Here is a 25,938-nt window from a genome sequence, read left to right on the forward strand (position 1 = left end):
ATGTAAATTGTGTACTGCGCCTTCATATAATAGTACAGATATATGCAACGCATTTTTATATACTTATTACTAAGTTTTTTAATATCTTCAACATACGATGCTGTCGCCCAATATAAATTTCAAATTAATGGGCACATCACTAATTCATCCCCTTCACTTAAATTCTCCAAACACTATTTTAAAAATGGCGATACAGTTTTTTTACAATTTATAAATTTAAAAAAAGTAGACACTGCCATAGTAAAAAACACTTCTTTTAAATTTTCAGATGACTTGCCTTATCCTTCAATAGCTATGGTAGAGCATAAGCATGGAGGTTCCCTGATATTACTAGATAACAGTGTATATAATTTTGAATTAAAAATTGATACTGTTAAAGGCGTTTATGAGCCGGAAGTTAAAACCCAATCAAACTTTTTTAATCTTAAAAAGAAATTCGATAAGATAAAAACCAATCTTTACAACAACAGAAATAACTATAGTAATTTGCTTAACAAGAGTAAAAACGCCGATAGCATACTGTTTTACAATACCGAAATTAAAGTAATAGATAAAGATATAGCTGCAGCTTATAAAAAATTCGCGTCCGAAAATCCAAATAGTTATTTAACGGCATATTTAATACCAGCTGCACCAAACTTTTCTTACGATGGTTATATTGATACGTATAACACATTGTCTGATGAAATCAAAAGAAGTTTTTACGGCAAAAATTTCAAGGATCTGTTAAAGGCATCACAAAGCATACAAAGTGTTAATAAAAACGAAGATAAAGTAAACTTGCCAACTATATTAGCTATTGATACAAGCTATAAAAAAGTAACTATTGATACGGTTTTTTTCAAAAAACATAAATACACGTTGATTGAGTTTGGAGCAAGCTGGTGCATTCCCTGTAAAAAAATGAATAAAGAACTAAGGCAAAAATTACCAGCATTAAAAAATAAAGACATGGTGATTATAGAGTTTTCCTTAGACAATACATTTTCTGCATGGAAAAAAGGCGTTGAAACTGACAAATTAAATTGGTTACAAGTTAGTGACCTTAAAGCAACCAATTCTCCTATAGCAAAATTCCTGAACATAACAGCAGTCCCCACTAACGTTATTGTAAATTCGGAAGGCTTGATTATTAAAAAAGATGTTTATGGGCAAGACTTAGATGACTTTTTAAAATCAATCAATTAATACCTCAAGCCAATAAATCAGACTTAATATTGACATCCATGGCGCTGTAGTATTCGTAATTTAGGTATGATGAAAAGATCGATCTTAGCAATACTGATAATCAGCATATTTGCAGCCTGGGGCTGTGATAACAGCAACGGGCAAACAAAAGCCACACAACAGAAAAGAAGGTTAGATAAACCTGCTGCGGAATGGAAACAAAAACTTACGGCCAACCAATACGAGATTATGGTGAACCGTGGCACCGAACCACCTTATAAAAACGCTTATTACAATAATCACCAAAAAGGTGTTTATGTAAGCGCTGCCACCGGCGAGGTGTTGTTCAGTTCTGACGATAAGTTTGACAGCGGCACAGGCTGGCCAAGTTTTGTAAAAGCAGTAGACCCAAACAAGGTTGAAATTGTAAGAGATAACAGCTTTGGTATGACCCGCGACGAGGTTGTTGAAAAAAGCACAGGCCTGCACCTGGGCCACGTATTTGATGACGGCCCTGCAGACAGGGGCGGCAAAAGATACTGCATGAACTCCGGCGCTTTAATTTTTGTTAAAAAGTAACCGCCCTGCGTGCTGCTTGTATAGAAGGCCTGCCATAAATGGCGGGCCTTACTCTTACCCCGCTTTCGTAGTTTAAGCCTGCGGTAAGGTCAACCCAATCCGGGTTTACTGGGCGTATCATCTTTTCTTTTTGCGGGCGTGTAAATGTACTAACGGTTTTAAAACGTTCCATAGCCTGCTCCTCGGTATTTATCTCTTCAAAGTAAACCAGGCGGTTCAATTGTTGTGCGCTATCAAAAAACAAAGTAGGCATGTCGCTATAAAACTTTAAAGTTTTAAGCAAGTCTGTGCACATACCTACATGTAAATTTTTCCTGTTTCTGTCTGTAATAATATAAACGAACCTTTTCATTTGATAAAAAAATTTGCTGGTTAAAAAATAATTACTAATTTTATGAGCATAAAAATACTAACTATTTTAGCAATTCCAAATATTTATGGCAAATATTTCACAAAATATTAAGTTTCTTAGAAAAAAGAAAGGTTTAACCCAGCAGCAATTTGCTGACCAGGTGGGCATAAAACGTTCATTAGTAGGCGCATACGAAGAAGAACGTGCCGAACCAAAGTACGATCTACTAAAACAATTAGCAATATTTTTTGACGTTTCAATTGATGATTTCATCAACGAAACCATAGATGAAAAGTGGGCACCCAAGCCAAAAGGCAATCCGGCAAACCTCAGGGTACTAAGCATTTCGGTTGATAAAGAAGATAACGAGAACATTGAAATGGTGCCTTTAAAGGCCAGCGCAGGTTATTTAAACGGCTACGCAGATCCTGAATATGTTGGGCAATTGCCGAAACTTTATCTGCCCATGTTTAAGCAGGGCACTTACCGTGGTTTCGAGATTAAAGGCGATTCTATGCTGCCCCTGCAATCGGGTACTATTATAATAGGTGAATACCAGGAGAACTGGGCCGATGTAAAAATTGGCGAAACCTATGTTATCATCTCTAAAAATGATGGCGTTGTTTATAAACGCGCCGGCAATAAATATAAGGAAGGCCGCAACCTTAAACTGATATCAGATAACCCTGTTTACGACCCTTATGAGGTAAACGCTGAGGATGTACTGGAAATTTGGAAGGCTAAAGCTTACATATCCACCCATCTGCCTATGCCAACTCCCGAACCTACTATGGAAAGCCTGACCAGTATGATGGCACAGATGCAGCGCTCGATAGCTAACTTAAACAACGGCAACAATTAAGTTACATAGCATTAGGTTAAACCTTTCACCGTTATCTTTATCATAACATCAATTAAACTAAAAAACAAAAGAAATGAAAAAGATGATGATGATCTGCCTGTTCCTGTTAGGGATCTCGGCAGTAAGTTTTGCACAAGGCGGTGGCCGCCAAAGAATGAGCCCTGAAGACAGGGCAAAAGCTTTAAAAGAGAGCCTTAAACTAACTGACGACCAGACCACAAAAGTTACTGCAATTTTTCAGGCACAGGCCAAATCAATGGATAGCCTGCGCAATGCAGGCGGCGACATGAGGAGCCAGATGCGCCCGATGATGCAGGCAACTAATGAAAAAGTAAAATCAATTTTAACACCAGAGCAGGCAGCTGCATGGCAAAAAGAAATGGATGAAAGGCGTGCCCGCATGCAAAACGGCGGTGGCCAATAAATAGTAATGCTATTACTAAATAAATGAAGCGGCTATAGGCCGCTTTTTTTATTTTAGCCGGATGTTTGGGGAGCAATTAATACCATCAGAAAAATACATGCAAAACAAGCTTGACGAGCGTAAAGTTCAAGGCAATTACCGCCGGCTGCGCACCCAAAGCAACCTGGTAGACTTTTGCTCTAACGATTACCTCGGTTTTGCCCGCTCCCCTATCTTAAGAGGCACTATTCAAAAAGAAACAGATAGCTATCCGCTCAGTTTAAATGGTGCGACCGGGTCGCGGCTGATATCGGGCAATATTACCTACATCGAAGAACTGGAACAGCAAATAGCCGGATTTCATCAAAGTGAAGCAGCATTGTTATTTAATTCGGGATATGATGCCAACCTGGGTTTATTTTCTTCGTTGCCGCAAAAAGGCGATACCATTATACTGGATGAATTGATCCATGCATCGATCATTGACGGTGCGCGCTTAAGCTATGCTAACCGATACACATTCAGACATAACAACTTAGAAAGCCTGGAGGGCAAGCTAAAGCAGGCCAAAGGCATTTGCTATGTAGTGATAGAAAGTGTTTACTCTATGGATGGCGACAGCCCCCCTATCGCAGCGATATTAAAATTAACCCAACAATACGGCGCACATTTAATTGCCGACGAAGCGCATGCCTTTGGCCTGTACCCTGCCGGTTTAATACCGCACCTGGGCTTGCAAGATCAATTGTTTGCCCGGATAGTTACCTTCGGCAAAGCATTAGGCTGCCACGGGGCCGTTGTATTAGGCAGTAGTTTATTACGCCGGTACCTTATAAACTTTGCACGATCGTTTATTTATACTACTGCGGCGCCATTCCATCAACTGGCAAGTGTTAAAATGGCTTACCAGTTATTGCAAAAGTCGACCGCACAGATAAACGCACTGCATCAAAACATAGCTTTGTTTAAACATGGAATTCAACAAAACAGCGCGCCTTGTTTACTGCAAAGCGATAGCGCTATACAATGCTTGTTATTAAATAGCAACGAAAAGGCTAAACATGCAGCACAACATCTGCAAAATGCCGGGCTGGATATACGCGCAATATTAAGCCCAACAGTAGCGCAGGGGGCAGAACGCATCCGTATCTGCCTTCATTCCTATAACACGCATCAAGAAATCAATTTACTTACATCAACCATAAATAAGTTTACCCATGTATAAACCACTGTTTGTAACCGGCATTGGCACAGATGTTGGCAAAACACTGATAGCGGCCATACTGGTAGAAAAACTAAAGTGCGATTACTGGAAACCCGTACAAGCCGGCGACCTGGAAAACTCTGATACCATTAAAGTGCAGGCACTGGTATCTAATACAAGTTCCGTTTTTCATCCTGAAGCTTACAGGTTAACACAACCCTACTCGCCGCATAAATCCGCGATGCTTGACGGCGTTGTAATTGATGAAAAATCAATCGTTGCACCAAAAACAAACAACCGTTTACTAATAGAGGGTGCAGGTGGCTTAATGGTTCCGTTGAACGATCATTTCCTGGTTATCGACTTGATTGAGCAACTGGGTGCCGAAGTGATACTGGTTTCGCAAAACTACCTGGGCAGCATTAACCACACCTTACTCTCAATAGAAGCATTAAAGCAACGTAAAATTGCTATTAAAGGTATTATATTTAATGGTGACGAGAATGCATCAAGCGAAGATTATATCGTCAATTACGCTCAAATTAAACATTTAGGCCGCATACCAAAGTTGCCAACCATGTATAAAAAAACAATTGCTAACGCAGGGACCTATATTTCCCTTTAATTTGCAGCAGATTCCAACTCCAACAGTAATATAACCAATTATACTATGAAAAATATCACCGTTATAGGATCCGGTACGATGGGTAATGGCATTGCCCATACTTTTGCACAAAATGGTTTTAATGTATCGCTTGTAGATATCAGCGATGCCGCCCTGCAAAAAGCCCTGCAAACAATTAATACTAATCTGGACCGCCAAATAAAAAAAGGCGCTATTGATGAAGCTGCTAAAAAGGCTACACTGCATAACATAAATACTTATACCAATATTGCTGAAGGTGCAGCCAATGCCGACCTGGTTGTAGAAGCGGCTACCGAAAACCGAGACCTGAAATTAAAAATTTTTAAACAACTGAGTGAGGTTTGCAAGCCGGGGGTAATACTGGCATCCAACACCTCATCTATATCCATTACAGAGATCGCATCTGTAACAGCCAATCCGGCCAACGTAATAGGTATGCACTTTATGAACCCGGTGCCCATTATGAAACTGGTGGAGGTAATACGTGGTTATGCCACCACGAATGCCGTAACTGACACCATCATGCAGCTATCGCGCCAGTTGGGTAAAGATCCGGTTGAGGTGAACGATTACCCCGGCTTTGTAGCTAACCGTATATTAATGCCTATGATAAACGAAGCTATATATACGCTTTTTGAAGGTGTAGCCGGCGTAAACGAAATTGATACGGTGATGAAACTGGGTATGGCCCACCCAATGGGGCCCCTGCAACTGGCTGATTTTATTGGACTGGATGTTTGCCTGGCCATACTAAAAGTATTGCATAATGGTTTCGGGAACCCTAAATATGCCCCTTGCCCGCTATTAATAAATATGGTAACTGCAGGGCACCTGGGTGTTAAAAACGCAAACGGTTTTTATAAATACACCGCTGGCAGTAAAGATTTGGTTGTAGCTGATAAATTTAATCCGTCGGTTGCTTAATGGAAACCTTTTTTTGCCTGTAATACATGGGAACTTGTTTTGTTAAAGCAGGGTTAAACCTTTGTAATTTCCATCTGTCATATCACTTATAAAACAAATTACAGATGAAAACACTATCAAAATTTGGAATATTGACTGCTTTAGCTGGCTCCCTTTTCCTGGCATCCTGTGCAAGCGAAGGTTATGTAGTAGAACAACCCGTTGAGCCTGTTTACACACGGCCAATTGCGCCTTATGCCAATGCTTATTGGGTACCCGGCGAATGGGTTTACCGCGGCAACCGTTACGTTTACAGAAACGGCTATTACACCCGGGCCCGCGCAAACCGCGTTTATGTACATGGCAACTGGTATCGCGGCTCAAGGGGATACGCCTGGAGAAAAGGGCACTGGAGATAAGAAGTTTAAACTTATAGAAAAAATAAAAAGTCCTTATCAGCTGATCTGATAAGGACTTTTTATTGAACGCGCACCAGCATAAACTGTTTGAAATTTATCCCTATCTTTCGGTATCTAAATAACCCCTTCATCATGAAGAAATTGATCTTCTGCATTCTTACTCTTTCAAACCTGTTATTCGCCTGCAAACAGGCAGATAAACCGGCTACTAATACAACTACCGGCCTTTCGGCATACTTAACAGATACTACAACGGGAGTTAAAACCGGCGGAATCCAGATGGTGCAGATCAGCACACCAAAAGGAAAGTTTAACGTATGGACAAAAAAGATTGGTAACAACCCTAAAATGAAACTTTTGCTGCTGAACGGCGGCCCGGGTGCTACGCACGAATATTTTGAGTGTATGGAAAGTTTTTTACCTAAGGAAGGCATCGAAATAATTTATTATGACCAACTGGGCTGCGGTAACTCTGACAATCCTAAAGATACATCTATGTGGAGCCTGCCGCGCTATGTGGAAGAAGTAGAGCAGGTTAGGCAGGCTTTAAAGTTGGATAAGGATAACTTTTACCTGCTTGGCCATTCCTGGGGCGGGATACTGGCTGCTGAATATGCCTTTAAATACCAGGATCATTTAAAAGGCTTGATTATTTCTAACATGATGATGAGCTGCCCCGCGTACGGTAAATATGCCGTAGAGGTATTGGCCAGGCAGTTTGACCCTAAAGTATTGGCGCGTATCCGTGCCATAGAGGCTAAAGGTGATTTTGCCAACCCGGAATATATGGGCCTGCTGATGCCGAATTTTTATGTAAAGCACATCTGCCGTATCCCGCTTGATCAATGGCCCGAGCCTTTAAACCGCTCTTTCGGTAAAATGAACCAGTCGCTATATGTAACAATGCAGGGGCCAAGCGAATTTGGTATTGCAGGTAAATTGCTAAAGTGGGATCGTACGCAAGATCTGCCTAAGTTATCTGTACCTGTACTAAGCATTGGCGGCGAATACGACACGATGGATCCCAAACACATGCAATGGATAGCAACCAGGGTACAAAACGGTACATCATTATATTGCCCTAAAGGCAGCCATATGAGCATGTACGATGATCAGGAAGTCTATATGGCCGGGCTTACAAAATTCATAAAAGGTGTAGATGCCGGTAATAAGAAGGTTAAATTGTAAATACCATCTGTTTTTCGGCCCATTTCAACCCTTTCGGCAATTCAGTATTACTAAATTCAATATGGATAACCTTGCGCGTTTTATTATTGGTAGTGCGGTTAGAAGCATGTAGCAATAAAGGCCTCATAAACATAATGCCTCCTGCATTAACATTACAGGTATGTTCGGTTTCTTTTTGCCAATCAATGGTTTCGGGGCGATAAATTCCTTTTAGATGTGACCCGGATATAACTTTTAAAGCACCATTGCCTTCACCTGTATCGTCAAGATGAATACAAATAGTAAAGTTATTCTCTAAAATATTTATCGGCGGTTGTACAGTGAATTGATTCTGTTTAACCGTCCAGGGGCCGTAACCGGGTGTGTCAGTTTTCTTATCTACAGATATGGTGAGATCCTGATGCCATGCTACAAACCAATTCGATTTTTGAGGCTTATCAAAATAAATAGATTTTACCGTAAAGTATCTGTCACCAAACAATTCATTAATGATACCTTTTAACTTATCATTAAACAATATCTGCTTTACTGCAGGGATCTCTTTAAGGAATTGCCTGATGGCAAATAGGTTATCTGTTTTGCGAAAAGTAGCATTAGAAGTGTCGGCTTTAGCTATTTCAATCAGTATAGCATCGATCTCTTCTTTAGTGTAAACTTCATTAATAATGCCATAACCATCCTTATAAAGCCTGGCTTTATTGTTTACATTATTTATCATGCTTTTAAAGTCAAAGAGCGTAGAGTTAATGCGCTATGCTCTTTTTTAATTATATCAATACCATTTACCTTTTCTGTTGTATTTTAACTTTTGCAGTCGCTACCTCAACCTCTTTGTTTCTTCTCAGTATCGACATAAAGAAGCCAAGAATCATGATAATGGTACCGGCCCACAAGAAATTGATATAAGGGAACTCAATGGCCTTCATCACAATGAACTTTTTCTTGCTTTCGGGCTGCTGGTAAACCATTATTTCTACCTTACCGTCTGCAGGGGTTTTACCGGGGATAATTTTGGTAAAACGCAGTTTTAATCCGGGTTCTTCCAGTTTTTTGCCAAAATCAAATACCGCACGGCCCTTTATCATGTAAACGGGTTCGGTTTGGTAGGTTTTACCATGGCTAATCACTTCCAGCTGTGCGCCTACGGCTATATCTTTATCAGTAAGGGGTATATTATGCAGCGTTGCATTCTTGTTTAAACCTTTTAGTACAATAATACCTTCGCGGTAGGTCATGGTATCACCAATAGCAATTTCATGGGCTACGGGGGCATCATATTCTTTATCCTCAGCTTCTGCATGTGATGCTTCCTGCTCTTGCGGGGCAGTACTGATCACGTTAGTCATGGTGATGTGGGTGTACAGGTCATGGAACAGGTAGTGCCTGGTATCCGGTGATGACGACATCCCCCCCTGCGACTGGATCACATTGGGCCTCAGCCGGAAGGTTTCGGTCACTTTTCCATCCTTTACCCGCTGATAATCGATATTGAACAAGTGCTGTGCGCCTTCTACAGTATTCCCCTTAAAGGTAACCATGTATCCACCCATTTTAACAGGCTCGTTACGGTAAAGCAAAATATTTTCTTTAGGATTTTCTTCTTTAGCAAACTCGGTGCTGTATTGCTCGCCGGTTAAGTTTTCTGATATTACCTTTTGCGTACCTGCAGATAATAAGGCACCAACCAATAACAAGCCAAAGCCAATGTGCGCTACCGCAGATCCGGCCAGTTTGTATTTGCCTTTAAGAGAATCGGCCAGGATCTTTCCGTTACCTACAATAGTGTAGATAGAGCACAGCATCACAATGATGAATACAAAATGCAGCTTATAAAAGCCGGTAGCGTAAACGATCAGCCCGGTGATCAGTGCGGCAAATACCAGGTAAATAAGCGTGGTGATAAAGAAACGGGCAGTATCGGTTTTTTTATATTTCAGGAATTGGGTAAAGCCGCTTAATAAGGCAATAACCACCGCAAACGATGCCTGTATCACATTATAATGCTTAACCGGATCTGTAGGCGGGGCAAGCTTGGTGCCAAACATCAGGTTCCACACCGGTACGGAGGTTACGATGATCAGGTGAAAGCAAGAAAGCCCCAGGAATACCGAACCTACAAACATCCAAAATTCGCGCGAATAGGTTTCTTCATCCTTTTTGGTTATCGGCAGTTCTTTCCACCGGCTAACCAGCAGGTATATGGTTATCGCTAAAAATATCATTACACCAATTACCAGTTGCCAAAACAGCCCCAAATCGGTAAAGGCATGTACAGATGATTCGCCCAATACACCGCTTCTTGCAAGGAAAGAGGAATACCAAACCAGCACAAAAGCAATAAGTGTTAAAAAGGTTGCTGTAAAATAAGAGTGGCCGGTATTCTTAAAAACGATAAGCACGTGCACTGCCGCAACCAATATCAGCCAGGGAAAAATAGACGCATTTTCTACAGGATCCCACGCCCAAAAACCACCAAAATTCAACGATTCATAGGCCCAAAAAGACCCCATTACTACCCCGGTACCTAATATCATGCATCCAAACAATGCATAAGGTATGGCAGCGCTTACCCACTCTTTATACCGCCTTTGCCATAGCCCGGCAACTGCATATGCAAAAGGTACAACCAGCGATGCCGTACCTAAAAACAACACCGGCGGATGGATGATCATCCAGTAATTTTGCAGCGAGGGGTTCATGCCCTTGCCATCTTTTATAAAATCAAGGTAATTGGGGTTTTGAAAAATTGGCCCTTCGATAGCATTGCGCAGTAACAAAAACGGCGAACTGCCTATATGCATACTGCCTATTTGCAGGCCAAGCAGCATAGTGCCCAATACTACCTGGGTTAAAGCCATAACAGTCATTACCGGTTTTTCCCAGGTTTTGGCTTTCCAGATCAGGATGTTGCCTAAAACGGCTGTCCAGAAGATCCAAAGCAAAAAGCCGCCCTCCTGCCCGTTCCAAAAGCCCGAGATCAGGTAATAAACCGGCAGCTCGCGCGAGGTGTACGACCAGGCGTAATGATATTCAAAATAATGATTATACAGGATATTAAACAGGCAAACGCCCATCCCGATGATGGCCACAGTATTTAACCGGTAACCCAAACGGCCCAGTTTAAGCCAGGAATTATCGCTTTTGGGGGCGGTTTCCTGCGTAGCAAAAAAGTAACAGATGAATGAAAAGAGAGCGGAGCCAAATGCAAGTACGACAAAAAACTGGCCCAAATCACCCGGTAAAAGGTGTTCGCCTTTAAAAACTTTATCCATTAAAAAATCTAATTATAAATTGGCGCTCTTTTGCGCTTTCGCCTCAGTAACATTCAGTTTATCATCGGTGTATTTAGACGGGCATTTCATCAAAATTTTTGATGCATGAAATTCATTGCCCTTCATCTGGCCGGTAAGTACAATTTGCTCCGAGCGCTCAAAGTCCTGCGGTTTGGTACCGGTAAAAACAACCTTGCATTCTTCGCCCTTATTATCCTTCATGTAAAACGAAAAATAGTTGGCATCCTTGGTGGCATCGTAAAACAACTCTTTACTTTTGTTTAAATGGCCCACTACATGCAGTTCGCTTTTGGTGGTTTTGGCGTCATTAAATGAGCCATAAGTACTTGTATTTGAATAGGTACTAATAATTACCGCAATAGCAACTGCAATAACAACAATACCTATGATGGCGCTTTTCTTCATTTTTTGAGTTTAGCTGTAAACAGTTTACAAAAATACAAAACGCAAAGCTAAATACGTTTATTACAAGGGATATATGTTATTTAGAATTATTATCAATAATAACTTAGAGGATGCATAATGCTGGCCGCTTTGTAAATCTTAAAAAATAACACACTAAACTACCATACCAGTTTGTAACTAATGCCCCTTACGTTAATGATCTGAATAGTAGGATCGGCTTGCAAATGCCGCCTTAATTTGGTCATGAATACGTCTGGGCTGCGTGCATTAAAAAAGCTTTCGTCGCACCAGATATTAACCAGTAAAGTTTTACGGGGTACAACTTCGTGATGGTTTTTACAAAGCATTTTTATAACACAGGGTACCCAATTTGATCACGATAAAAACCGGGCACAGGCAGGGTTGTATTATATGGCTTATCAATTCCCTGCCCGTCAGTTTTTAAATAATATTTACAACCCTGTGTTCAGTATCCCAACTATCAATGGTATCTAACCTGATACTTACCCCCCGGTGCGGATAACCGCTTTGTTAATAATACTCTTAACGAGTCGAAATAATCGCGTTTACAGCTATCTAACGCACGCTGCATTACAAGGTCAACATTTCCGTCAAATTGTTTTTTTTTAGCTTGTAAGCGTTGAAAATCCAGTACACCCGGAATACAATAATGCCGGCTAACGCCATGGCTGCGAGTAGAAATACAATCTTAAGTTTAGTTTCATGCTGGTTTACTTACTTAAGCTAAAGGTAATGTGCCCGCAAGTAATCACGAGGATCTGTTAACATTAGTTAACGTAAAATAAGGATGAGTAAGGGAATTACGGCATGTAAGTTATGGGAAGCATTATTATAAAAACAACCTGTAATTTTTATACCAGTAACTTTGTATAAAACCCCATTTATAATCTTTGTAATTGTTAATGACATTTATAGATAGCCGGCGTATTTCGGTTACTTTTTTACCGCGCTTTTTATAAATATATACGCCATCTTTAATATCGCTATCGGCACATTCGTAGCCTTCAATAGTACCAATTTTTACAGGCTTATAATTATCAATGTAAAACAGGTCGCTTGTCCAGTTCATATCTGCGCATCCACTGCGATGGTAAGAATAGTAATACCTGGTGTTAGCTATGGCCATGGGCGCCGGGAAGGACTCAAAGCCAATAACTTCCTGATAGGTTTTTTTAGCTTTATTGTACAGCAGTAAACCTCTGATGCCCGGCACATTCTCTGAATGTACTATCCAGATATCTTTGTAGCCATCATTGTTAAAATCCTTAAACTTTGCGTTGCTTATATAAGACGAATCCCTGAAAATAGTATCGTTTTTTGAATTGAACACATACAAACCAACCTGCATGGTTCTCTGAATTGTATAATGCCGGCCATCCACAACATCGCTGGTTATATCAAGTATGGTATCAACAACTTTGGGTACAGGTATTATTTTACTGATTATAGCCTTATGCATTACTGTTTTAGCTTTCACTACTTTTTTATCGCCGCTTTCTTTTTGTTTATACAAGATAATCAGCATCATAAAAACCAGAAAAAAAGCCTTTGGCATAGCAATAAATTTGGCATCAATATAAATTAATTATGCAATAGTATGATCAGTAAAAAGAATTTAAACTAAAAGAGCGCCTTTCGGGCGCTCCTTTATAAATATTGAAATTTTACTGATCTCTGATCTCGATTCGCTAATCACCGATCACGGCCAAACACCAAGGTTTTGGTAAGATACCGCTATTTTGTTGATAGCGCCAACCATGGCTGCATTACGCAGGGTACCGATGGCAGGGTTACTTTTATAGATCTCGCGAATCTCGTGGTAAGAGCGGATCATAGTATCTTCCAGACCGGAATTTACCAGTTCTAATTCTGATGCGCCTTTAACGATAGTTGCACGCTGTATCGGCGTCAATGGCACGCCGGTAATGCCTTCTACCATGTTAACCAGGTTAAGGTTAGAGTTCTCCTCAAATCTGCGGTTGATACGGCCAAATGCTACGTGGCTCAGGTTTTTCAACCACTCAAAGTATGATACGGTTACACCGCCTGCGTTGGCATACATATCCGGGATGATCATACCTCCTGCTTTATAAAATGCTTCTTCAGCCTCAGGAGAGGTTGGACCGTTTGCACCTTCGGCAATAATTTTTGCTTTAATGCTGCCGATATTTTGGGCAGTTATCTGATTTTCTAAGGCGGCAGGTACTAAAATATCACATGGCTGCTCCAGGCCGTCCATGGTGTTTTTAAATTCCTGTTTAGCACCTGCGTAACCCAGGATAGAACCGGTTGATTTACGATGCTGAAATACAGCCTCCACATCTAAGCCATCTTCGTTATAAATAGCCCCTTCAAACTCGCAAAGGCCAACTATAACCGCACCAAATTCTGATAAGAACTTAGCCGAATAGTAGCCCACATTACCCAAACCCTGCACAATTACCTTTTTGCCAGACAGGCCTGCAGTTAAGCCTATCTTTTGCATGTCTTCGCCAACGCTAACACATTCGCGTACGGCTATAGCCACACCACGGCCGGTAGCCTCGCGGCGGCCGGCTATACCGTGTAAAGAGATTGGTTTACCCGTAACCGCGCCTAAGGCATCCAGCTGGCCGGGGTTCATGGTAGCATAGGTATCGGCTATCCAGCCCATTTCGCGCTCGCCAGATCCATAATCTGGTGCAGGCACATCAATACTTGGGCCTATAAAATTCTTTTTGATCAGCTCTACCGTGTAACGGCGGGTAATATTTTCCAACTCGCCTACAGAGTAACTTTTCGGGTTGATTTTGATACCGCCTTTTGCACCGCCAAAAGGCACGTTTACAATGGCACATTTATAGGTCATTAAGGCGGCAAGCGCCATAACCTCGTCCTCGTTTACCATTTCGCTGTAGCGGATACCGCCTTTGGTTGGCGACTGGTGGTGCGAGTGCTCTACGCGCCAGGCATCAATAACTTCAAAGCTGTTGCCCTTGCGTATCGGGAAACGGAAACGATAAACACTGTTACATGATTTTATCTGGTCTAATAAACCTGCATCGTGTTTGGTGAATTGCGCCGCATGATCAAAGTTTTTACAAACATCACTAAAAAAGTGAGTCTCCTGATCTGCAGTCGGATTATTGATATTCATAATTTAGAATTGGATAAATAATTAATTCCTTAAAAAAGTGCACAAATTTGGTATATTTTTTATCAATAATGCAAATTTAAAAAGTTAGTGTATCCGTAACACATCATACTGCTATGGTTTAAAACATGGTTTAAACCGTATATGCCACGCTTTTGATCTAATTTTCCTTCTCTAATTTTTTCAATCTTCTGTCAATACTGAACAGGTAAACGGCCAGGCCGGCAAAAATGATGCAAATGGTAGCGATCACCACATATATTTTGCCCGAACTCCGTAATACATCTGCCATTTCTACCGGCTGTGCCTGTTGCGCAGAAGCAATTGCAAAGCAAAAAAGTAAAGGCAATAAAAAAGCAAGTTTCTTCATATTAATTAATGGCATTCTTTTTATTTTCTATTAAACGGATGCGGTACCTAACGGTAGCTATCCATAGGGCAATAAAGCTCCAGCCCAGCATGGCGGGGTAAAAAGCCAGTTTCATACCGTTATCCAGATCGTACCGGCCAAACGCTGGGTTACCGCCGCTGCCGGGGTGCAGGGAGTCTGTCATTCGTGGTAAAACAAATATCAGCACAATCATCACCGGGAAAGCAAAAATGTTGTATATGGCCGATATTTTGGCGCGCTTTTGTTCCTCATCTATCGAGTTACGCAACACCAGGTAGGCACAATAAAGTAAAAAAGCTATGGCAGCACTGTTTTGTTTAGAGTCGCCGCTCCAGAATTCGCCCCAGGCGTATTGAGCCCACAGCATCCCTGTTAACAGCCCCAGGGTGTAAAACATTAAACCGGTATTTACACACTCAACAGCAGCCAGGTCATGCTCTTCTTTACCGCTGCGCAGATATTTAATGCTGTAATATACAGATACTACAAAAACAGTCAGCATCCCCATCCACATAGGTACGTGGAAATACAAATTCCTTATCGTTTCATGAATTATTGGCAACCGCGGAACGCGAAATAACAAGCCGGTGATAAAGGTTGAAAATACCAGTAATACTGCTATTACTTTCCACCATGTTTGATAAATGAATTTCATATTTAAATTATGCGGCAAAGTTAATAATTAGTAGAGTTGATTTGTACACCCTGCGTCATTATTAGCAATGTTTCATCAGGCGCGCATATCAGTTATGATTGTTATTTGAATAGGTTTATGGAATTAGAAGTTTTATAGCGAACAAGCTTAAGCTATTACCGGAAGTTTACTTAATAAGCCAATAACAGCGAAGCCAATGTGACTTAAGGGCCAAGCTTGCTATGGTGTTGGCTCGTAATCAACCGGCAGCAGGTTGGCCAGTTTGGCTTTTGACCAGGTACCCTCATAAAGCGGGCTTTCTGCTACTACGGTACCGTTCATATCAAAAATGGTGTAGGGGCCATAAAGGGTTACTACGCTGGTTTCAAAGTTTTCCATATCCAGCGGGCGGTAAAGATCTTTAAAGTCCTCAGTTTCGTGCTTTTTGGTATAAACTACATACAGGTAGTTTGGAAAGGTAAGTGCAAATAAACCCTCCTGCGGTGTTTTTCTTAAAACATCATAGGCATTTAAAGCAGGCTTGGTAAGATGCTCTTTGTACCATTTAGACATATTCTCCTGCTGCAGCCAGTAGTTCATCGAATCGCGGTTAACCATCCTGAATTGCTTTAACTTTTTCTGGATCAGTTCTTCGGGTGCACGGTTGGGATCGATAGCACGGCTAAAATCATAGATCTCGAACCCCTCCTGCTTTAAAAGATTTTTGTATAGCGATCGATAAAAATGTTGTGCCGAACCGTAATACGCATCGTTACGCTTGGCTTGCCACTTTTGCTTTTGCGCATTGCTGCCGGGTAACTCCTCAAATAAAGCACGGCCGGAATAGGTGATGGTGCGGGTGATGTTGTTGCTGCTAAAATTCTTGAGTAAAAACTTAGTACGATAACCCAGCGCCTCATTCTCTACTACTAAAAATTCATCGCCCGATGCCTCAAGCGTTTGTGTGCGGCGGGTAAACGAAAGGTTTAAGATACGTGGGTTTATCACCTTGCACTGTTTAGCATTTTCGTTAGTTCCTATAAAATCCTTTTTAAACTGTTCATAGTTCTTTTTCCAGTCGGCATTGCTGCTGATAACTACCTCGCGCATCATTAGTATTTTGGGCGTGAGCGAAATACTGAGCTTTATAGGCTGGTTGCCCACCAAAACCTTCTGCGTGTATTCTTCAAAGCCTATTACAGATACGATCAGGTCATACTGCCCCGGTTTTACGCCGCGCAGGCTAAAGGTGCCGTCATCTTCGGTAGCGGTACCAAACGTGGCATTGTTTAAAAATACGCTGGCTTTGGGCACCCCGTTATTAGTTGCCGAACTGATAACTTTGCCTGTAATATTTTGCGCGTTTGCGGCAGCAGCAAGCATCAGCGGTAAAAACATACACCAAAGGCGCATTAATAAACGGTTGGGGTAGTGTTTTGAAAGCATTAGTCGCGCCACAGGAATGGGAAAAGTATTAATGAAGACGCTATTACAATTACATTTATTGCTAACAACACACCAATGTTACCAAAGCTAAGGCTGCGGTCTATCCCATCCATAGCGCTTTTACTTACTTTTACCAACAGCAGTATCACCGGGATGATCACCGGAAAGCTTAAAATGGCCATTAGCGTACCATTATTGCCAGCTTTGGATGCAATGGCAGATATCATGGTGAACACGGTAGAAAAGCTTACAGCGCCCAGTAATACCGTAATAAAGTAAAACAACAGATCGCCCAGCGGATTAGGGAAAAATAGTTTATAAACCAGTAAAGCCAGGATGCTTAACAGCCCCATCAGCAAAATATTATAAATAGTTTTAGACAGGATGATAGCCTGCGGATGCGCGATAGAATAATAATATAACAGGCGGGCCTTACTTTCCTGTAAAAAGCTTTTGGCTATGGCATTTACCGATGCAAACAGCATAATGATCCAAAAAAGAATATTCCAAACAATGGGGTATCCCTGGCTGTCTTTAAAACCCGGGTTTAAGTTAAAAGAGATGTAGCAAACAAATACGGTAGCAACAATATAAAGCAGGATACCGTTAAACGCATATTTTGAGCGCCACTCCAGGATGATCTCTTTTTTTAAAAGTTCGATAGTTTGCCCTGCCAGTTTCATATTGCAAATAAAGCTAAAAGTATGGAAGTTAGGAAGGGGGACTTTCCAACTTCCCGACTAAAAGAATAACTTAGCGGCATGAAAAATCTGGCTTTAAATAATCAATGGGTATTGATAACCGGCGCATCCAGCGGGCTTGGGCAGGAAATGGCCAGGCAACTGGCCGGTTTACATAAAGCCAACCTGATTATTGCCGCCCGCCGTGCCGATAAACTGAATGAGCTAAAAGCCGAGCTGGAAAAAAATTCGGGCGTCAGGGTAAAAGTTATTGTGGCAGATCTTTCTATCCCCCAGGAGGCCGACCGGGTAATTGCCGAAAGCATCGCAGATGATAATTTATACGGCGCTATTTTAAACGCCGGCGTTACCTATTTTGGCCGCCACACCCAATTACCCTGGGATAGCTTTGAAAGCATCCTTAAAACCAATGTTGTAGGTGTGGTACGCATGACAAATAACCTGGTGAAGTATTTTGAACAGCCGGGCAAGGAAGGCAGCATAATGCTGGTATCCAGTATGGCGGGATTTTTCCCGGTGCCTTATCAGGCGGCTTACTCGGCAACCAAAGCATTTATTACCGCATTTGGTAACGCATTGCATAACGAACTCACCAACCCCAAATTTTCTATTACGGTATTTGCCCCCGGCGGTATTGCCACCGAGATGACCGACAATAGCAAATTCAACGAATTGAAAGGCTGGCTGATGCCGGTTAGCGAAGCCGCCAAAGAAGGAATCCACGCATTTATTACCCGTAAATACAATTATGTGCCGGGCTTGCTTAACCGTGTAGGTAACGTATTCATGAATTTTTTACCATCAAAATTTATTAGCGGTAAAATGAGCAAAGTATATTTAAAATCGCTTAATAAATCAGCACAGCAAGAGTAACAATGGCACAGGTTTATTACCGCACACCGGTGGGCATAGCCCTGATTGCAGAAGATAACGGGTATATCTGCAAGGTATCCATTTGCGACGGGGAAGCGGACGAAACCACTATGGATCTGCCGGTACTGAAAGAGGCCATTAAACAGCTTGCCGAATATTTTGCAGGCGACCGTAAACTGTTTAACCTGCCGCTTAAACAGCCCGGTTCTGATTTTCAGCAGCAGGTATGGCAGCAATTGCTTCACATTCCATACGGCAGTACCATCACCTACCAACAGCAATCGCATCTCATGAAAAATCCGCTGGCTATACGCGCAATTGCAGCAGCCAACGGAAAAAATAATTTATGGGTGATAGTGCCCTGTCACCGTGTAATTGGCAGCAACGGCAGTTTAACAGGTTATGCCGGCGGGTTATGGCGTAAGCAATGGCTGCTGGAGCATGAGGCACGTATAGCCGGTACCGGCCAAATTAAACTTGCTTTTTAACGCCTGGTTTCTTTTTAATGAGCTTTAACATTTTAGCATGCAGCTGGTGCGATTCAAACGGTTTAGAAAGCACATCATTCATGCCTGCGGATATGGCTTCTAACTGCTCATGCTCAAATGCTGATGCAGAAAGCGATATAATAGGCACACTGCGCATCGGCTCATCCAGTTCCATACGGATAATGCGGGCTGCCTGATAGCCGTTTAAGCCCGGCATATGGGTATCCATCAGCACAATATCAAAATCTGACTTTCGAAGTAACTCAACGGCTTTGCTACCATTATCGGCCACCTCAAAATCAATATTCCAGTCTTTCAACATTTTTGATAACATAAACTGGTTTATCAGATTATCCTCAGCTACCAAAACGCGGGTATTTACAAATGGTGCCAGCTTTTTGCCCGGTTTTACAACACGTTCTTCAACAGGCTTGCTTGATATATTAAACCAGTTGGTAAAATTAAATACACTGCCCTGCCCCGGTTTGCTGCTTACGGTAAGGTCGCCGCCCTTAAGTTCTATCAGGTTTTTCACGATGGTTAAACCCAGGCCCGTACCACCATATTTGCTGGCGGTATCGTCTTCGGCCTGCTCAAACGATTCAAATATCTTCGAAAGCCGGTCTGCCGGGATACCTAAGCCGGTATCTTCTACACTAAACTTTAGTTTGGCTTTATTATCCAGCTTTTGCAGTACAGATACCGTAAGCTTAACGTGTCCTCTTTCGGTAAATTTTATAGCATTGCTTAACAGGTTCATCAATATCTGATTTAACCGCAAAGAATCTACCATGATCGTTTCGGGCACATCATTATCTACCTCTAATAAAAACTCAATATTTTTTTCATCAGCATTAAACTTAAGCAGGCCAAATACTGAATTTACGATACTTTTGAGGTTGTTTGGCGTACGGACGATGCTAAACTTGCCGGCCTCTATTTTGGATATATCCAGCACATCGTTTATCACACCCAGTAACGACCGGGATGAGGTTTCCAGCATATCCAACAAATTAACCTGTTGTTCGGTTACCGGGGTTTTACGCATCAGGTTACTTAAACCAATAATGCCATTTACAGGTGTGCGCAACTCATGGCTCATATTAGCCAAAAATGTTTCTTTAACTTTTCTACCCAGTTCTGCCGCCTCTTTTGATTTGATAAGTTGCATCTGATAGCTTTTTTGCGGCGAACTATCGCTTATATTGATAAATATAGTTTTGTTACGGTAGGATGCGCGGCATTCTACCCATATTACATGTTTATCAAAAGTATTAAACTGAAACTCAAAAACAGTAAAGCTGCGATTATCCTTAATGATCTCGCCAAGCTTTTTACGAAAGTCTGCCTTATCGGCATCAATGGCTAAATCTATTATGCTTTTCCCAAAAACTTCTGCTTGCTTGTATCCTAAAATGGTTTCAACCGCGGGGTTAATTGTTTTAATCCGCAGGTTATCTGCATCTACAGAGCAAATAATATCAGCGCTGTTTTTAATTACAATAGCAAAGTTTTGCAGTTCTTCATTCTTATGCCTGATCTCTTCCTGACTGCGTGCCAATTGTATAAAGGCATCCACCTTGGCCGATGTTATATATGGATCGAGCGGCTTATACAAATAATCTACCGCGCCGGCACCAAAGCCCTTAACAGCATATTTGGCATCTTTAGATATGGCAGTAACAAATATTACCAGTATATCTTTGGTACGCGGGTTTGATTTCAGCATCTCTACCAGTTCAAAGCCATCCATTTCGGGCATCTGAACATCAACAAGTGCTATAGATATTGGGGTATCCCATGCAATTTTAAGTGCATCGTTGGGCGACGTTGTGCTAAACAACCGTATATCATCGCGTTTAAGCAACGCTTCGAGTGCAATAATATTTTCCTCTCTGTCGTCAACAATAAGGATATTGATTGGGATCATCTAATTTTTAGTAAGGGTATCGGTCAAGCATTGCTTTCAAGCAGTTCAAATATTTCTGTTGTTCGTAAAACATACTCCGCAGCATTGATATCAATAGCAGATTGCGGCATTTCAACCATCTCTGCATCCTGCGGATCCTGGGCTATGGTTAAAGCACCTTCGCGGCGTAATTTTAATAACCCCTCGGCCCCATCCTGATTAGCGCCCGAAAATAGTACAGCTGTAACATGCTGTTTGTAAACTTCGGCAACACTTTCAAAAGTTACATCTATAGATGGTTTTGAATACCACACCGGCTCGGATACATCAAGACTAAAAAAGCCTTCATTTTCAACCAGCGTATGATAGTTTGCCGGGGCGATGTATATCGTATTTTCCCTTATCGGCTCTTTGTCACTTATAGCTGTTAACAACATACGGCTATTTTCAGAAAACAGTTTTTCTATTTCGCTGAAAAAATTTTTTTTGCGGTGGATTACGATGATAACCGATTTACCCAGATTTTTAGGCAGTATTTTAACCAGCCGGAACAGCAACTTAAACGACCCGGCAGAACCGCCCAGCAGCAGTATTTTAGACTGTGCCCATTGTTGCCTTATATGATCGTTAAGCGCCAATTTTTTGGTATATGTTTTCCTTTTGATTAATGACCTTGAATTTTTTCCGGAAAGCTTCTGATCGGATCGTTTCTTTATTACCCAGGCAAAGGTAACCTAAGGGACAAAGGCTTTTGTAAAACAGATCGAGGATCTTGTACTGCAGTTCGGTTTCAAAATAGATAAACACGTTACGGCACGAGATCATCTGAAACTCGTTAAAACCCGTATCCGAAATAAGATTGTGCACAGAAAACAGGGTGTTTTGCTTTAACTCGCTGTGAATAGCGGCAGCATCATACATAATGGTAAAATGATCTGTAAGGGAGCCGGGCAGCCCTGCAAACTGGTAATTTTCTGCGTAGCTTTTTATTTTACGCAGGCTGTAAATACCTTTACGGGCCTCGTTCAATACCTCGGTATTGATATCGGTACCATATATAAAAGATTTTTTACCCAGGTTTTCTTCATTCAGCAAAATGGCCAGCGAATAAACCTCTTCTCCGGATGAACAGCCAGCACACCAGATCTTTACATGCTGATAGGTAGAAAGGTAAGGAACAACCTGGTTTTTAAGCGCTTTATAAAAAGGAGGATCGCGAAACATTTCGGTTACGTTAACCGTGATCTCTTCTAAAAATTCCTGAAAAAAAGAATGGTTATTTACCAACACATGCTTCAGATCATAAAACTCCAGTTTTTTTAGCATCATGATACGGGCCAGCCGGCGCTTAAACGACGCTTCGGTATAATCGCTAAAATCAAACCCATGGATCTTTTTTACAATATCTATCAGTTCGTTAAGCTGCGTACTTGTTATGGCGTCTTTTGTTACGGTTCCCTTCATAATTAGCTATCCAGCCAAAGTTGCATCAATGCAATTAATCTGTCTATATCAACAGGCTTGGTGATATAATCATTAGCGCCTGCTGCTATACATTTTTCGCGGTCGTCCTTCATGGCTTTTGCGGTTAGGGCTATAACAGGCAATTTTGCCCATTTGTTTTGCTTACGGATATGCCTTGTAGCTTCGTAACCATCCATTTTAGGCATCATAATATCCATCAGCACAATATCAATATCGGTTACCTCTTCCAGTTTGGCTATGGCTTCTTCCCCATCGTTGGCAATCACCACATTTAGGTCATAACTTTCAAGCGCACTGCTCAGGGCAAAAATGTTGCGCATATCATCATCAACAATAAGCACTTTTTTGCCTTTTATAGTTTCTTTGCCTTTAGTGATATTTTTGCCTTTAACAGGTGCGCCCGGGGCGGTTGACTTAGGCCCGCTCTCGCTGATCTTGTTCAGGAAAAGGTTTACTTCGTCTATCAGCCTGTCAGACGATTTGCTTGTTTTTACCACCATCGCATTGGCGTATTGCATCAGCCTGTTAACCGATGTTTTATCCAGCTCCATAGCGGTGTTGATAATAACCGGCAGCGAAATAAATTTATCTATTTCTTTTATTTTATCCAGCAGGTCCAGCCCCGATATATCGGGCAGGTTAAGATCCAGTATTACACACTGGTACTCTTTTTCATACAGCATCCGGAAAGCCGATTCGCCATCAAATGCCTGGTCTACCGTTATGCCCTGGCTTTGCATCAGATCCTTAAGTGCCTGGCTTTGTGCCTTGTGGTCTTCTACCAGTAGTATTTGGGTAAATTTTGTACCATTATTAGCCATAATATCAGCAAACAGCTTATCCAGCGTTTCGGTATTTACCGGTTTTTTTAAAAAGCTGATGGCACCTTCTTTACGCACACGGTTAGCCGCAGCTTCGCCGGCGCTCATGAGGTGAACCGGGATATGCATGGTAGCCTCAGCCTGCTTTAATTCCTTCAATATCTGCCAGCCGTCTTTACCCGGCAGCATAATATCCAGTATCACGGCATCCGGCTGCTGCTCGGTAATTATTTCAACAGCGTTTGTACCCTCGTTAACCATTACAGATTTAAAACCATGGTCGCGGGCGTAATCCTGTAAAATATCTGCAAAGTTCTTATCATCCTCAACAATGATCACAAAAGGCTCGTGGTTAGGGTCGGTTGATTTTTTTACTACGGTATCTAAAAATGTTGTTGGCTGGTAGTTTTCTATTGTAGGCAGGGTTTCTTCTGCATTATCTACATGTTTAGCCTCAAACGGCAGCGTTAAAGTGAATTCGCTGCCCGCGCCCGGCTGGCTGGTTACGGTAATATTACCCCCCAGTAAGCTGGCCAGTTCGCGGCTGATAGATAAACCCAAACCTGTGCCGCCATATTTACGGCTGGTAGAGCCATCGGCCTGCTGAAATGCCTCAAAGATGATCTTCTGTTTTTCTGACGGGATACCAATGCCCGAATCTTTTATTTTAAAACTAATGGTATTTTCTCTCGGCCCGGCAACAGCCGCAATACTGATGGAGCCGTTCTCTGGCGTAAATTTAAATGCGTTGGAGAGCAGATTTTTAATTACCTGTTCTACCCTTACCTTATCAGTATAAATAGTTGGCGGTACACCGTTGTAACTGGTGCTGTAATTTATTTGCTTATTGCCGGCTACCTCTGCAAACAACGATTGCATGTCGCTCAGAATATCAGCTACTTTTACATTCTCGTTCTGCATATCCAGTTTGCCAGATTCTATTTTCGACAAGTCGAGGATATCATTGATCAGCGTGAGCAGATCGTTACCGGCGTTAAAGATCACGCTGGCGTATTTGATCTGATCTTCTGACAGGTTGAGCGGCTTATTATCTTTAAGTATGCGCGCCAACACCAATATACTGTTCAAAGGCGTGCGCAATTCGTGGCTCATATTGGCCAAAAACTCTGATTTGTACCTGCCTGTTGTTTCCAGCTCGTTGGCCTTGATACTGATGGATTGACGGGCTTCTTCAATAGCCTGGTTTTTTTCTTCCAGTAAACTTGCTTTCTCTTCCAGTTCGGCATTGATGGTGCGCAATTCTTCCTGTTGTACCCGCAGCTCTTCTTCTGATGCCTGCAACATTTCTGTTTTGTTCATCAGTTCCTCGTTGGTTACACGCATTTCCTCCTGCTGTGCTTCCAATTCTTCCGCCTGCTGCTGAGTTTCTTCGAACAGGTCATGCATAATAGTACGCGCCTGCGAAGTATTTACGGCTATGCCAATATCATTAGCAACCAATAAGATGTATTCTTTTATCTGGTCGGTAATTTCACTACGGAAACCAAGCTCTATCACTCCTTTTAATTTCTTATCAAAAAAGAAAGGCACAATAAACGTTTCGATCAGTTCATCCTCTAAAATTGATGTGCCTAACAGCAGCCTATCATTCAGTTTGCCCTTAACAACAGCAGCCCTTTCGTCCTTAGCGGCCTGCCCTATCCACCCCTCAGAGATACGGATGGTTTGTTTTAACATCGCGGGATCATTAAACGCATAAGATGCGTATAATTCAAGCCGCTCTTCGTTATCATCAAATAAATATAGCGTACCGGTAAGGGCATTGGCATACTGGCTTACCTCGGTTAAAATATTTTCAGAAAGTTCTTTTTCGCTTTGCTGGCCCTGCATTCTTTCGTTGAGGTTACCGCTGCCGGTTAGCAACCAATTTTTAGACTCATTCTCTACAAGTACTTTTTCCAGTTGCAGATTGGCTACACGCACTTCTTCCTCAATTTTTTTCTGGCGGGCAAAAGTTGCCTGGATGTAGTAAAACATAATTACTACAATAAGCACAAACACCATGCAGCCGATAACAATAACAATAACAGCCCGTTCTGATGCCCGTTCTGACGCGGCCTTACGTTCTTCAAGCAGGTTGTTCTCGGTATCTATAACTCGTTTGTTAATATCACGGATGCTATCCATGTTGCCTTTTCCGTTCAAAAACATGTGCCGGGCAACCATATAATCAAGGCCCTTTGCTTCGCGAGTATCTATATTGGTTTTCAGGATAACCAACTGGCGGTTAACAATTGTTTTTAATGAATCTATCCTTTTTAATTGTGCAGGGTTATCAACCACTAAATTAGACAGCTGCATTAAGCTTTCGGTAATTTTTGGTACCGCATCGTTATATGGGTCCAAAAACTGTTTATTATTGGTGGCGCCGTAACCACGCATACCGGTTTCGCCGTCAATTAAATATTGTAATAAGTTGTTTGAAGTTTTGATAACCTTTTGAGTGTGGTTTACCCAAACGGTATCATCTTCCAGCTGTTTAATACTATTAAAAGACAGCACGCCAACAATTAACACAAGCAAAATAGATATTGCAAAGCCTGCTAATACCTGGTTGCGAAAATTAAGCTTAAACATAAAAGTGCGATATGATT

Annotated in this window: 26 protein-coding genes; 11 read left to right on the forward strand and 15 right to left on the reverse strand. The window is 41.7% G+C overall.

The genetic code is table 11. The features are described from left to right. Positions 1–42: 42 nt before the first annotated feature. On the forward strand, positions 43–1,188 hold the full coding sequence (locus E2R65_RS00270; protein WP_134334474.1) for a thioredoxin-like domain-containing protein: 1,146 nt from the start codon (positions 43–45) through the stop codon (positions 1,186–1,188). A 66-nt stretch (positions 1,189–1,254) separates the two neighbouring features. Beyond that, positions 1,255–1,746, forward strand: coding sequence for a peptide-methionine (R)-S-oxide reductase MsrB (gene msrB, locus E2R65_RS00275; protein ID WP_229704583.1), 492 nt, complete (start codon positions 1,255–1,257; stop codon positions 1,744–1,746). Here the strand turns inward: msrB and E2R65_RS00280 are convergent. Continuing rightward, positions 1,736–2,098 (reverse strand): GIY-YIG nuclease family protein, encoded by a 363-nt coding sequence (locus tag E2R65_RS00280; RefSeq protein ID WP_134334475.1) that lies wholly within the window; start codon positions 2,096–2,098, stop codon positions 1,736–1,738. The genes msrB and E2R65_RS00280 overlap by 11 nt on opposite strands. A gap of 85 nt (positions 2,099–2,183) precedes the next feature. Between E2R65_RS00280 and E2R65_RS00285 the strand changes: the two genes are divergently transcribed. From E2R65_RS00285 to E2R65_RS00315, 7 genes are all read left to right on the forward strand, one after another. Next, complete coding sequence (locus E2R65_RS00285) at positions 2,184–2,960, forward strand: XRE family transcriptional regulator (protein ID WP_134334476.1); 777 nt, start codon at positions 2,184–2,186, stop codon at positions 2,958–2,960. Between the two features lie 73 nt (positions 2,961–3,033). Continuing rightward, positions 3,034–3,384 carry a periplasmic heavy metal sensor gene (locus E2R65_RS00290; protein WP_134334477.1) on the forward strand — a complete coding sequence of 117 codons (351 nt, stop codon included), beginning with the start codon at positions 3,034–3,036 and terminating at the stop codon, positions 3,382–3,384. Between the two features lie 97 nt (positions 3,385–3,481). Then, a complete protein-coding gene (locus tag E2R65_RS00295) occupies positions 3,482–4,588 on the forward strand; it encodes an aminotransferase class I/II-fold pyridoxal phosphate-dependent enzyme (protein WP_229704584.1) in 1,107 nt (368 codons plus the stop codon). After that, positions 4,581–5,192 (forward strand): dethiobiotin synthase, encoded by a 612-nt coding sequence (bioD, locus tag E2R65_RS00300; RefSeq protein ID WP_134334479.1) that lies wholly within the window; start codon positions 4,581–4,583, stop codon positions 5,190–5,192. The genes E2R65_RS00295 and bioD overlap by 8 nt, the downstream gene beginning before the upstream one ends. 45 nt (positions 5,193–5,237) lie before the next feature. Further along, positions 5,238–6,137 (forward strand): 3-hydroxybutyryl-CoA dehydrogenase, encoded by a 900-nt coding sequence (locus tag E2R65_RS00305; protein WP_134334480.1) that lies wholly within the window; start codon positions 5,238–5,240, stop codon positions 6,135–6,137. A 104-nt stretch (positions 6,138–6,241) separates the two neighbouring features. Beyond that, positions 6,242–6,535, forward strand: a complete 294-nt coding sequence (locus E2R65_RS00310) for a YXWGXW repeat-containing protein (RefSeq protein ID WP_134334481.1) — start codon at positions 6,242–6,244, stop codon at positions 6,533–6,535. A gap of 132 nt (positions 6,536–6,667) precedes the next feature. Continuing rightward, the gene (locus E2R65_RS00315) at positions 6,668–7,723 is read left to right on the forward strand and encodes a proline iminopeptidase-family hydrolase (RefSeq protein WP_134334482.1); all 1,056 of its coding nucleotides are present in this window, start codon (positions 6,668–6,670) and stop codon (positions 7,721–7,723) included. On the opposite strand, the gene E2R65_RS00320 is transcribed toward E2R65_RS00315, so the two are convergent. The 10 genes from E2R65_RS00320 to E2R65_RS00365 form a co-directional block, all read right to left on the reverse strand. Beyond that, the gene (locus E2R65_RS00320) at positions 7,713–8,441 is read right to left on the reverse strand and encodes a phytanoyl-CoA dioxygenase family protein (protein WP_134334483.1); all 729 of its coding nucleotides are present in this window, start codon (positions 8,439–8,441) and stop codon (positions 7,713–7,715) included. The two genes, E2R65_RS00315 and E2R65_RS00320, sit on opposite strands and share 11 nt — an antisense overlap. Before the next feature lie 64 nt (positions 8,442–8,505). After that, entirely contained in the window at positions 8,506–10,995 is a 2,490-nt protein-coding gene (gene ccsA, locus E2R65_RS00325; RefSeq protein ID WP_134334484.1) for a cytochrome c biogenesis protein CcsA, read from the reverse strand. 12 nt (positions 10,996–11,007) lie between these two features. Then, positions 11,008–11,421 (reverse strand): cytochrome c maturation protein CcmE domain-containing protein, encoded by a 414-nt coding sequence (locus tag E2R65_RS00330; protein ID WP_134334485.1) that lies wholly within the window; start codon positions 11,419–11,421, stop codon positions 11,008–11,010. Between the two features lie 158 nt (positions 11,422–11,579). Beyond that, positions 11,580–11,768 carry a winged helix-turn-helix domain-containing protein gene (locus E2R65_RS00335; protein WP_134334486.1) on the reverse strand — a complete coding sequence of 63 codons (189 nt, stop codon included), beginning with the start codon at positions 11,766–11,768 and terminating at the stop codon, positions 11,580–11,582. 503 nt (positions 11,769–12,271) lie between these two features. After that, entirely contained in the window at positions 12,272–12,997 is a 726-nt protein-coding gene (locus E2R65_RS00340) for an XAC2610-related protein (RefSeq protein ID WP_134334487.1), read from the reverse strand. A gap of 144 nt (positions 12,998–13,141) precedes the next feature. Next, positions 13,142–14,578 carry a Glu/Leu/Phe/Val family dehydrogenase gene (locus E2R65_RS00345; protein ID WP_134334488.1) on the reverse strand — a complete coding sequence of 479 codons (1,437 nt, stop codon included), beginning with the start codon at positions 14,576–14,578 and terminating at the stop codon, positions 13,142–13,144. A 157-nt stretch (positions 14,579–14,735) separates the two neighbouring features. Next, on the reverse strand, positions 14,736–14,945 hold the full coding sequence (locus E2R65_RS00350; protein ID WP_134335347.1) for a CcmD family protein: 210 nt from the start codon (positions 14,943–14,945) through the stop codon (positions 14,736–14,738). 1 nt (position 14,946) lies between these two features. Then, positions 14,947–15,621, reverse strand: coding sequence for a cytochrome c biogenesis protein CcsA (ccsA, locus tag E2R65_RS00355; protein ID WP_134334489.1), 675 nt, complete (start codon positions 15,619–15,621; stop codon positions 14,947–14,949). A 219-nt stretch (positions 15,622–15,840) separates the two neighbouring features. Beyond that, entirely contained in the window at positions 15,841–17,046 is a 1,206-nt protein-coding gene (locus tag E2R65_RS00360) for a carboxypeptidase-like regulatory domain-containing protein (protein ID WP_134334490.1), read from the reverse strand. Further along, positions 17,046–17,729 (reverse strand): heme exporter protein CcmB, encoded by a 684-nt coding sequence (locus tag E2R65_RS00365; protein ID WP_134334491.1) that lies wholly within the window; start codon positions 17,727–17,729, stop codon positions 17,046–17,048. Before E2R65_RS00365 ends, E2R65_RS00360 begins: the two co-directional genes overlap by 1 nt. Before the next feature lie 78 nt (positions 17,730–17,807). Between E2R65_RS00365 and E2R65_RS00370 the strand changes: the two genes are divergently transcribed. Together E2R65_RS00370 and E2R65_RS00375 are read left to right on the forward strand one after the other, a co-directional pair. Continuing rightward, a complete protein-coding gene (locus tag E2R65_RS00370; RefSeq protein ID WP_134334492.1) occupies positions 17,808–18,620 on the forward strand; it encodes an SDR family NAD(P)-dependent oxidoreductase in 813 nt (270 codons plus the stop codon). 2 nt (positions 18,621–18,622) lie between these two features. Continuing rightward, complete coding sequence (locus E2R65_RS00375; RefSeq protein ID WP_134334493.1) at positions 18,623–19,108, forward strand: methylated-DNA--[protein]-cysteine S-methyltransferase; 486 nt, start codon at positions 18,623–18,625, stop codon at positions 19,106–19,108. On the opposite strand, the gene E2R65_RS00380 is transcribed toward E2R65_RS00375, so the two are convergent. Genes E2R65_RS00380 through E2R65_RS00395 form a run of 4 tightly spaced genes read right to left on the reverse strand, consistent with a single transcriptional unit; the run spans position 19,092 to position 25,921 of the window. After that, complete coding sequence (locus tag E2R65_RS00380) at positions 19,092–21,038, reverse strand: hybrid sensor histidine kinase/response regulator (RefSeq protein WP_134334494.1); 1,947 nt, start codon at positions 21,036–21,038, stop codon at positions 19,092–19,094. The genes E2R65_RS00375 and E2R65_RS00380 overlap by 17 nt on opposite strands. A gap of 23 nt (positions 21,039–21,061) precedes the next feature. After that, positions 21,062–21,655 (reverse strand): chemotaxis protein CheB, encoded by a 594-nt coding sequence (locus tag E2R65_RS00385; protein WP_158285182.1) that lies wholly within the window; start codon positions 21,653–21,655, stop codon positions 21,062–21,064. Next, the gene (locus tag E2R65_RS00390; protein WP_134334496.1) at positions 21,645–22,481 is read right to left on the reverse strand and encodes a CheR family methyltransferase; all 837 of its coding nucleotides are present in this window, start codon (positions 22,479–22,481) and stop codon (positions 21,645–21,647) included. The genes E2R65_RS00385 and E2R65_RS00390 overlap by 11 nt, the downstream gene beginning before the upstream one ends. 2 nt (positions 22,482–22,483) lie before the next feature. Further along, positions 22,484–25,921 carry a hybrid sensor histidine kinase/response regulator gene (locus E2R65_RS00395; protein ID WP_134334497.1) on the reverse strand — a complete coding sequence of 1,146 codons (3,438 nt, stop codon included), beginning with the start codon at positions 25,919–25,921 and terminating at the stop codon, positions 22,484–22,486. Between the last annotated feature and the right edge of the window lie 17 nt (positions 25,922–25,938).

The organism is Mucilaginibacter phyllosphaerae, from assembly GCF_004378255.1.
Classification (GTDB): Bacteria; Bacteroidota; Bacteroidia; order Sphingobacteriales; family Sphingobacteriaceae; genus Mucilaginibacter; species Mucilaginibacter phyllosphaerae.

Excerpts from the sequence above, each read along its gene's own strand:
- E2R65_RS00270 (WP_134334474.1), top strand. The coding sequence starts at position 43 with ATGCAACGCATTTTTATATACTTATTACTAAGTTTTTTAATATCTTCA.
- msrB (WP_229704583.1), top strand. The coding sequence starts at position 1,255 with ATGATGAAAAGATCGATCTTAGCAATACTGATAATCAGCATATTTGCA.
- E2R65_RS00280 (WP_134334475.1), bottom strand. The coding sequence starts at position 2,098 with ATGAAAAGGTTCGTTTATATTATTACAGACAGAAACAGGAAAAATTTA.
- E2R65_RS00285 (WP_134334476.1), top strand. The coding sequence starts at position 2,184 with ATGGCAAATATTTCACAAAATATTAAGTTTCTTAGAAAAAAGAAAGGT.
- E2R65_RS00290 (WP_134334477.1), top strand. The coding sequence starts at position 3,034 with ATGAAAAAGATGATGATGATCTGCCTGTTCCTGTTAGGGATCTCGGCA.
- E2R65_RS00295 (WP_229704584.1), top strand. The coding sequence starts at position 3,482 with ATGCAAAACAAGCTTGACGAGCGTAAAGTTCAAGGCAATTACCGCCGG.
- bioD (WP_134334479.1), top strand. The coding sequence starts at position 4,581 with ATGTATAAACCACTGTTTGTAACCGGCATTGGCACAGATGTTGGCAAA.
- E2R65_RS00305 (WP_134334480.1), top strand. The coding sequence starts at position 5,238 with ATGAAAAATATCACCGTTATAGGATCCGGTACGATGGGTAATGGCATT.
- E2R65_RS00310 (WP_134334481.1), top strand. The coding sequence starts at position 6,242 with ATGAAAACACTATCAAAATTTGGAATATTGACTGCTTTAGCTGGCTCC.
- E2R65_RS00315 (WP_134334482.1), top strand. The coding sequence starts at position 6,668 with ATGAAGAAATTGATCTTCTGCATTCTTACTCTTTCAAACCTGTTATTC.
- E2R65_RS00320 (WP_134334483.1), bottom strand. The coding sequence starts at position 8,441 with ATGATAAATAATGTAAACAATAAAGCCAGGCTTTATAAGGATGGTTAT.
- ccsA (WP_134334484.1), bottom strand. The coding sequence starts at position 10,995 with ATGGATAAAGTTTTTAAAGGCGAACACCTTTTACCGGGTGATTTGGGC.
- E2R65_RS00330 (WP_134334485.1), bottom strand. The coding sequence starts at position 11,421 with ATGAAGAAAAGCGCCATCATAGGTATTGTTGTTATTGCAGTTGCTATT.
- E2R65_RS00335 (WP_134334486.1), bottom strand. The coding sequence starts at position 11,768 with ATGCTTTGTAAAAACCATCACGAAGTTGTACCCCGTAAAACTTTACTG.
- E2R65_RS00340 (WP_134334487.1), bottom strand. The coding sequence starts at position 12,997 with ATGCCAAAGGCTTTTTTTCTGGTTTTTATGATGCTGATTATCTTGTAT.
- E2R65_RS00345 (WP_134334488.1), bottom strand. The coding sequence starts at position 14,578 with ATGAATATCAATAATCCGACTGCAGATCAGGAGACTCACTTTTTTAGT.
- E2R65_RS00350 (WP_134335347.1), bottom strand. The coding sequence starts at position 14,945 with ATGAAGAAACTTGCTTTTTTATTGCCTTTACTTTTTTGCTTTGCAATT.
- ccsA (WP_134334489.1), bottom strand. The coding sequence starts at position 15,621 with ATGAAATTCATTTATCAAACATGGTGGAAAGTAATAGCAGTATTACTG.
- E2R65_RS00360 (WP_134334490.1), bottom strand. The coding sequence starts at position 17,046 with ATGCTTTCAAAACACTACCCCAACCGTTTATTAATGCGCCTTTGGTGT.
- E2R65_RS00365 (WP_134334491.1), bottom strand. The coding sequence starts at position 17,729 with ATGAAACTGGCAGGGCAAACTATCGAACTTTTAAAAAAAGAGATCATC.
- E2R65_RS00370 (WP_134334492.1), top strand. The coding sequence starts at position 17,808 with ATGAAAAATCTGGCTTTAAATAATCAATGGGTATTGATAACCGGCGCA.
- E2R65_RS00375 (WP_134334493.1), top strand. The coding sequence starts at position 18,623 with ATGGCACAGGTTTATTACCGCACACCGGTGGGCATAGCCCTGATTGCA.
- E2R65_RS00380 (WP_134334494.1), bottom strand. The coding sequence starts at position 21,038 with ATGATCCCAATCAATATCCTTATTGTTGACGACAGAGAGGAAAATATT.
- E2R65_RS00390 (WP_134334496.1), bottom strand. The coding sequence starts at position 22,481 with ATGAAGGGAACCGTAACAAAAGACGCCATAACAAGTACGCAGCTTAAC.
- E2R65_RS00395 (WP_134334497.1), bottom strand. The coding sequence starts at position 25,921 with ATGTTTAAGCTTAATTTTCGCAACCAGGTATTAGCAGGCTTTGCAATA.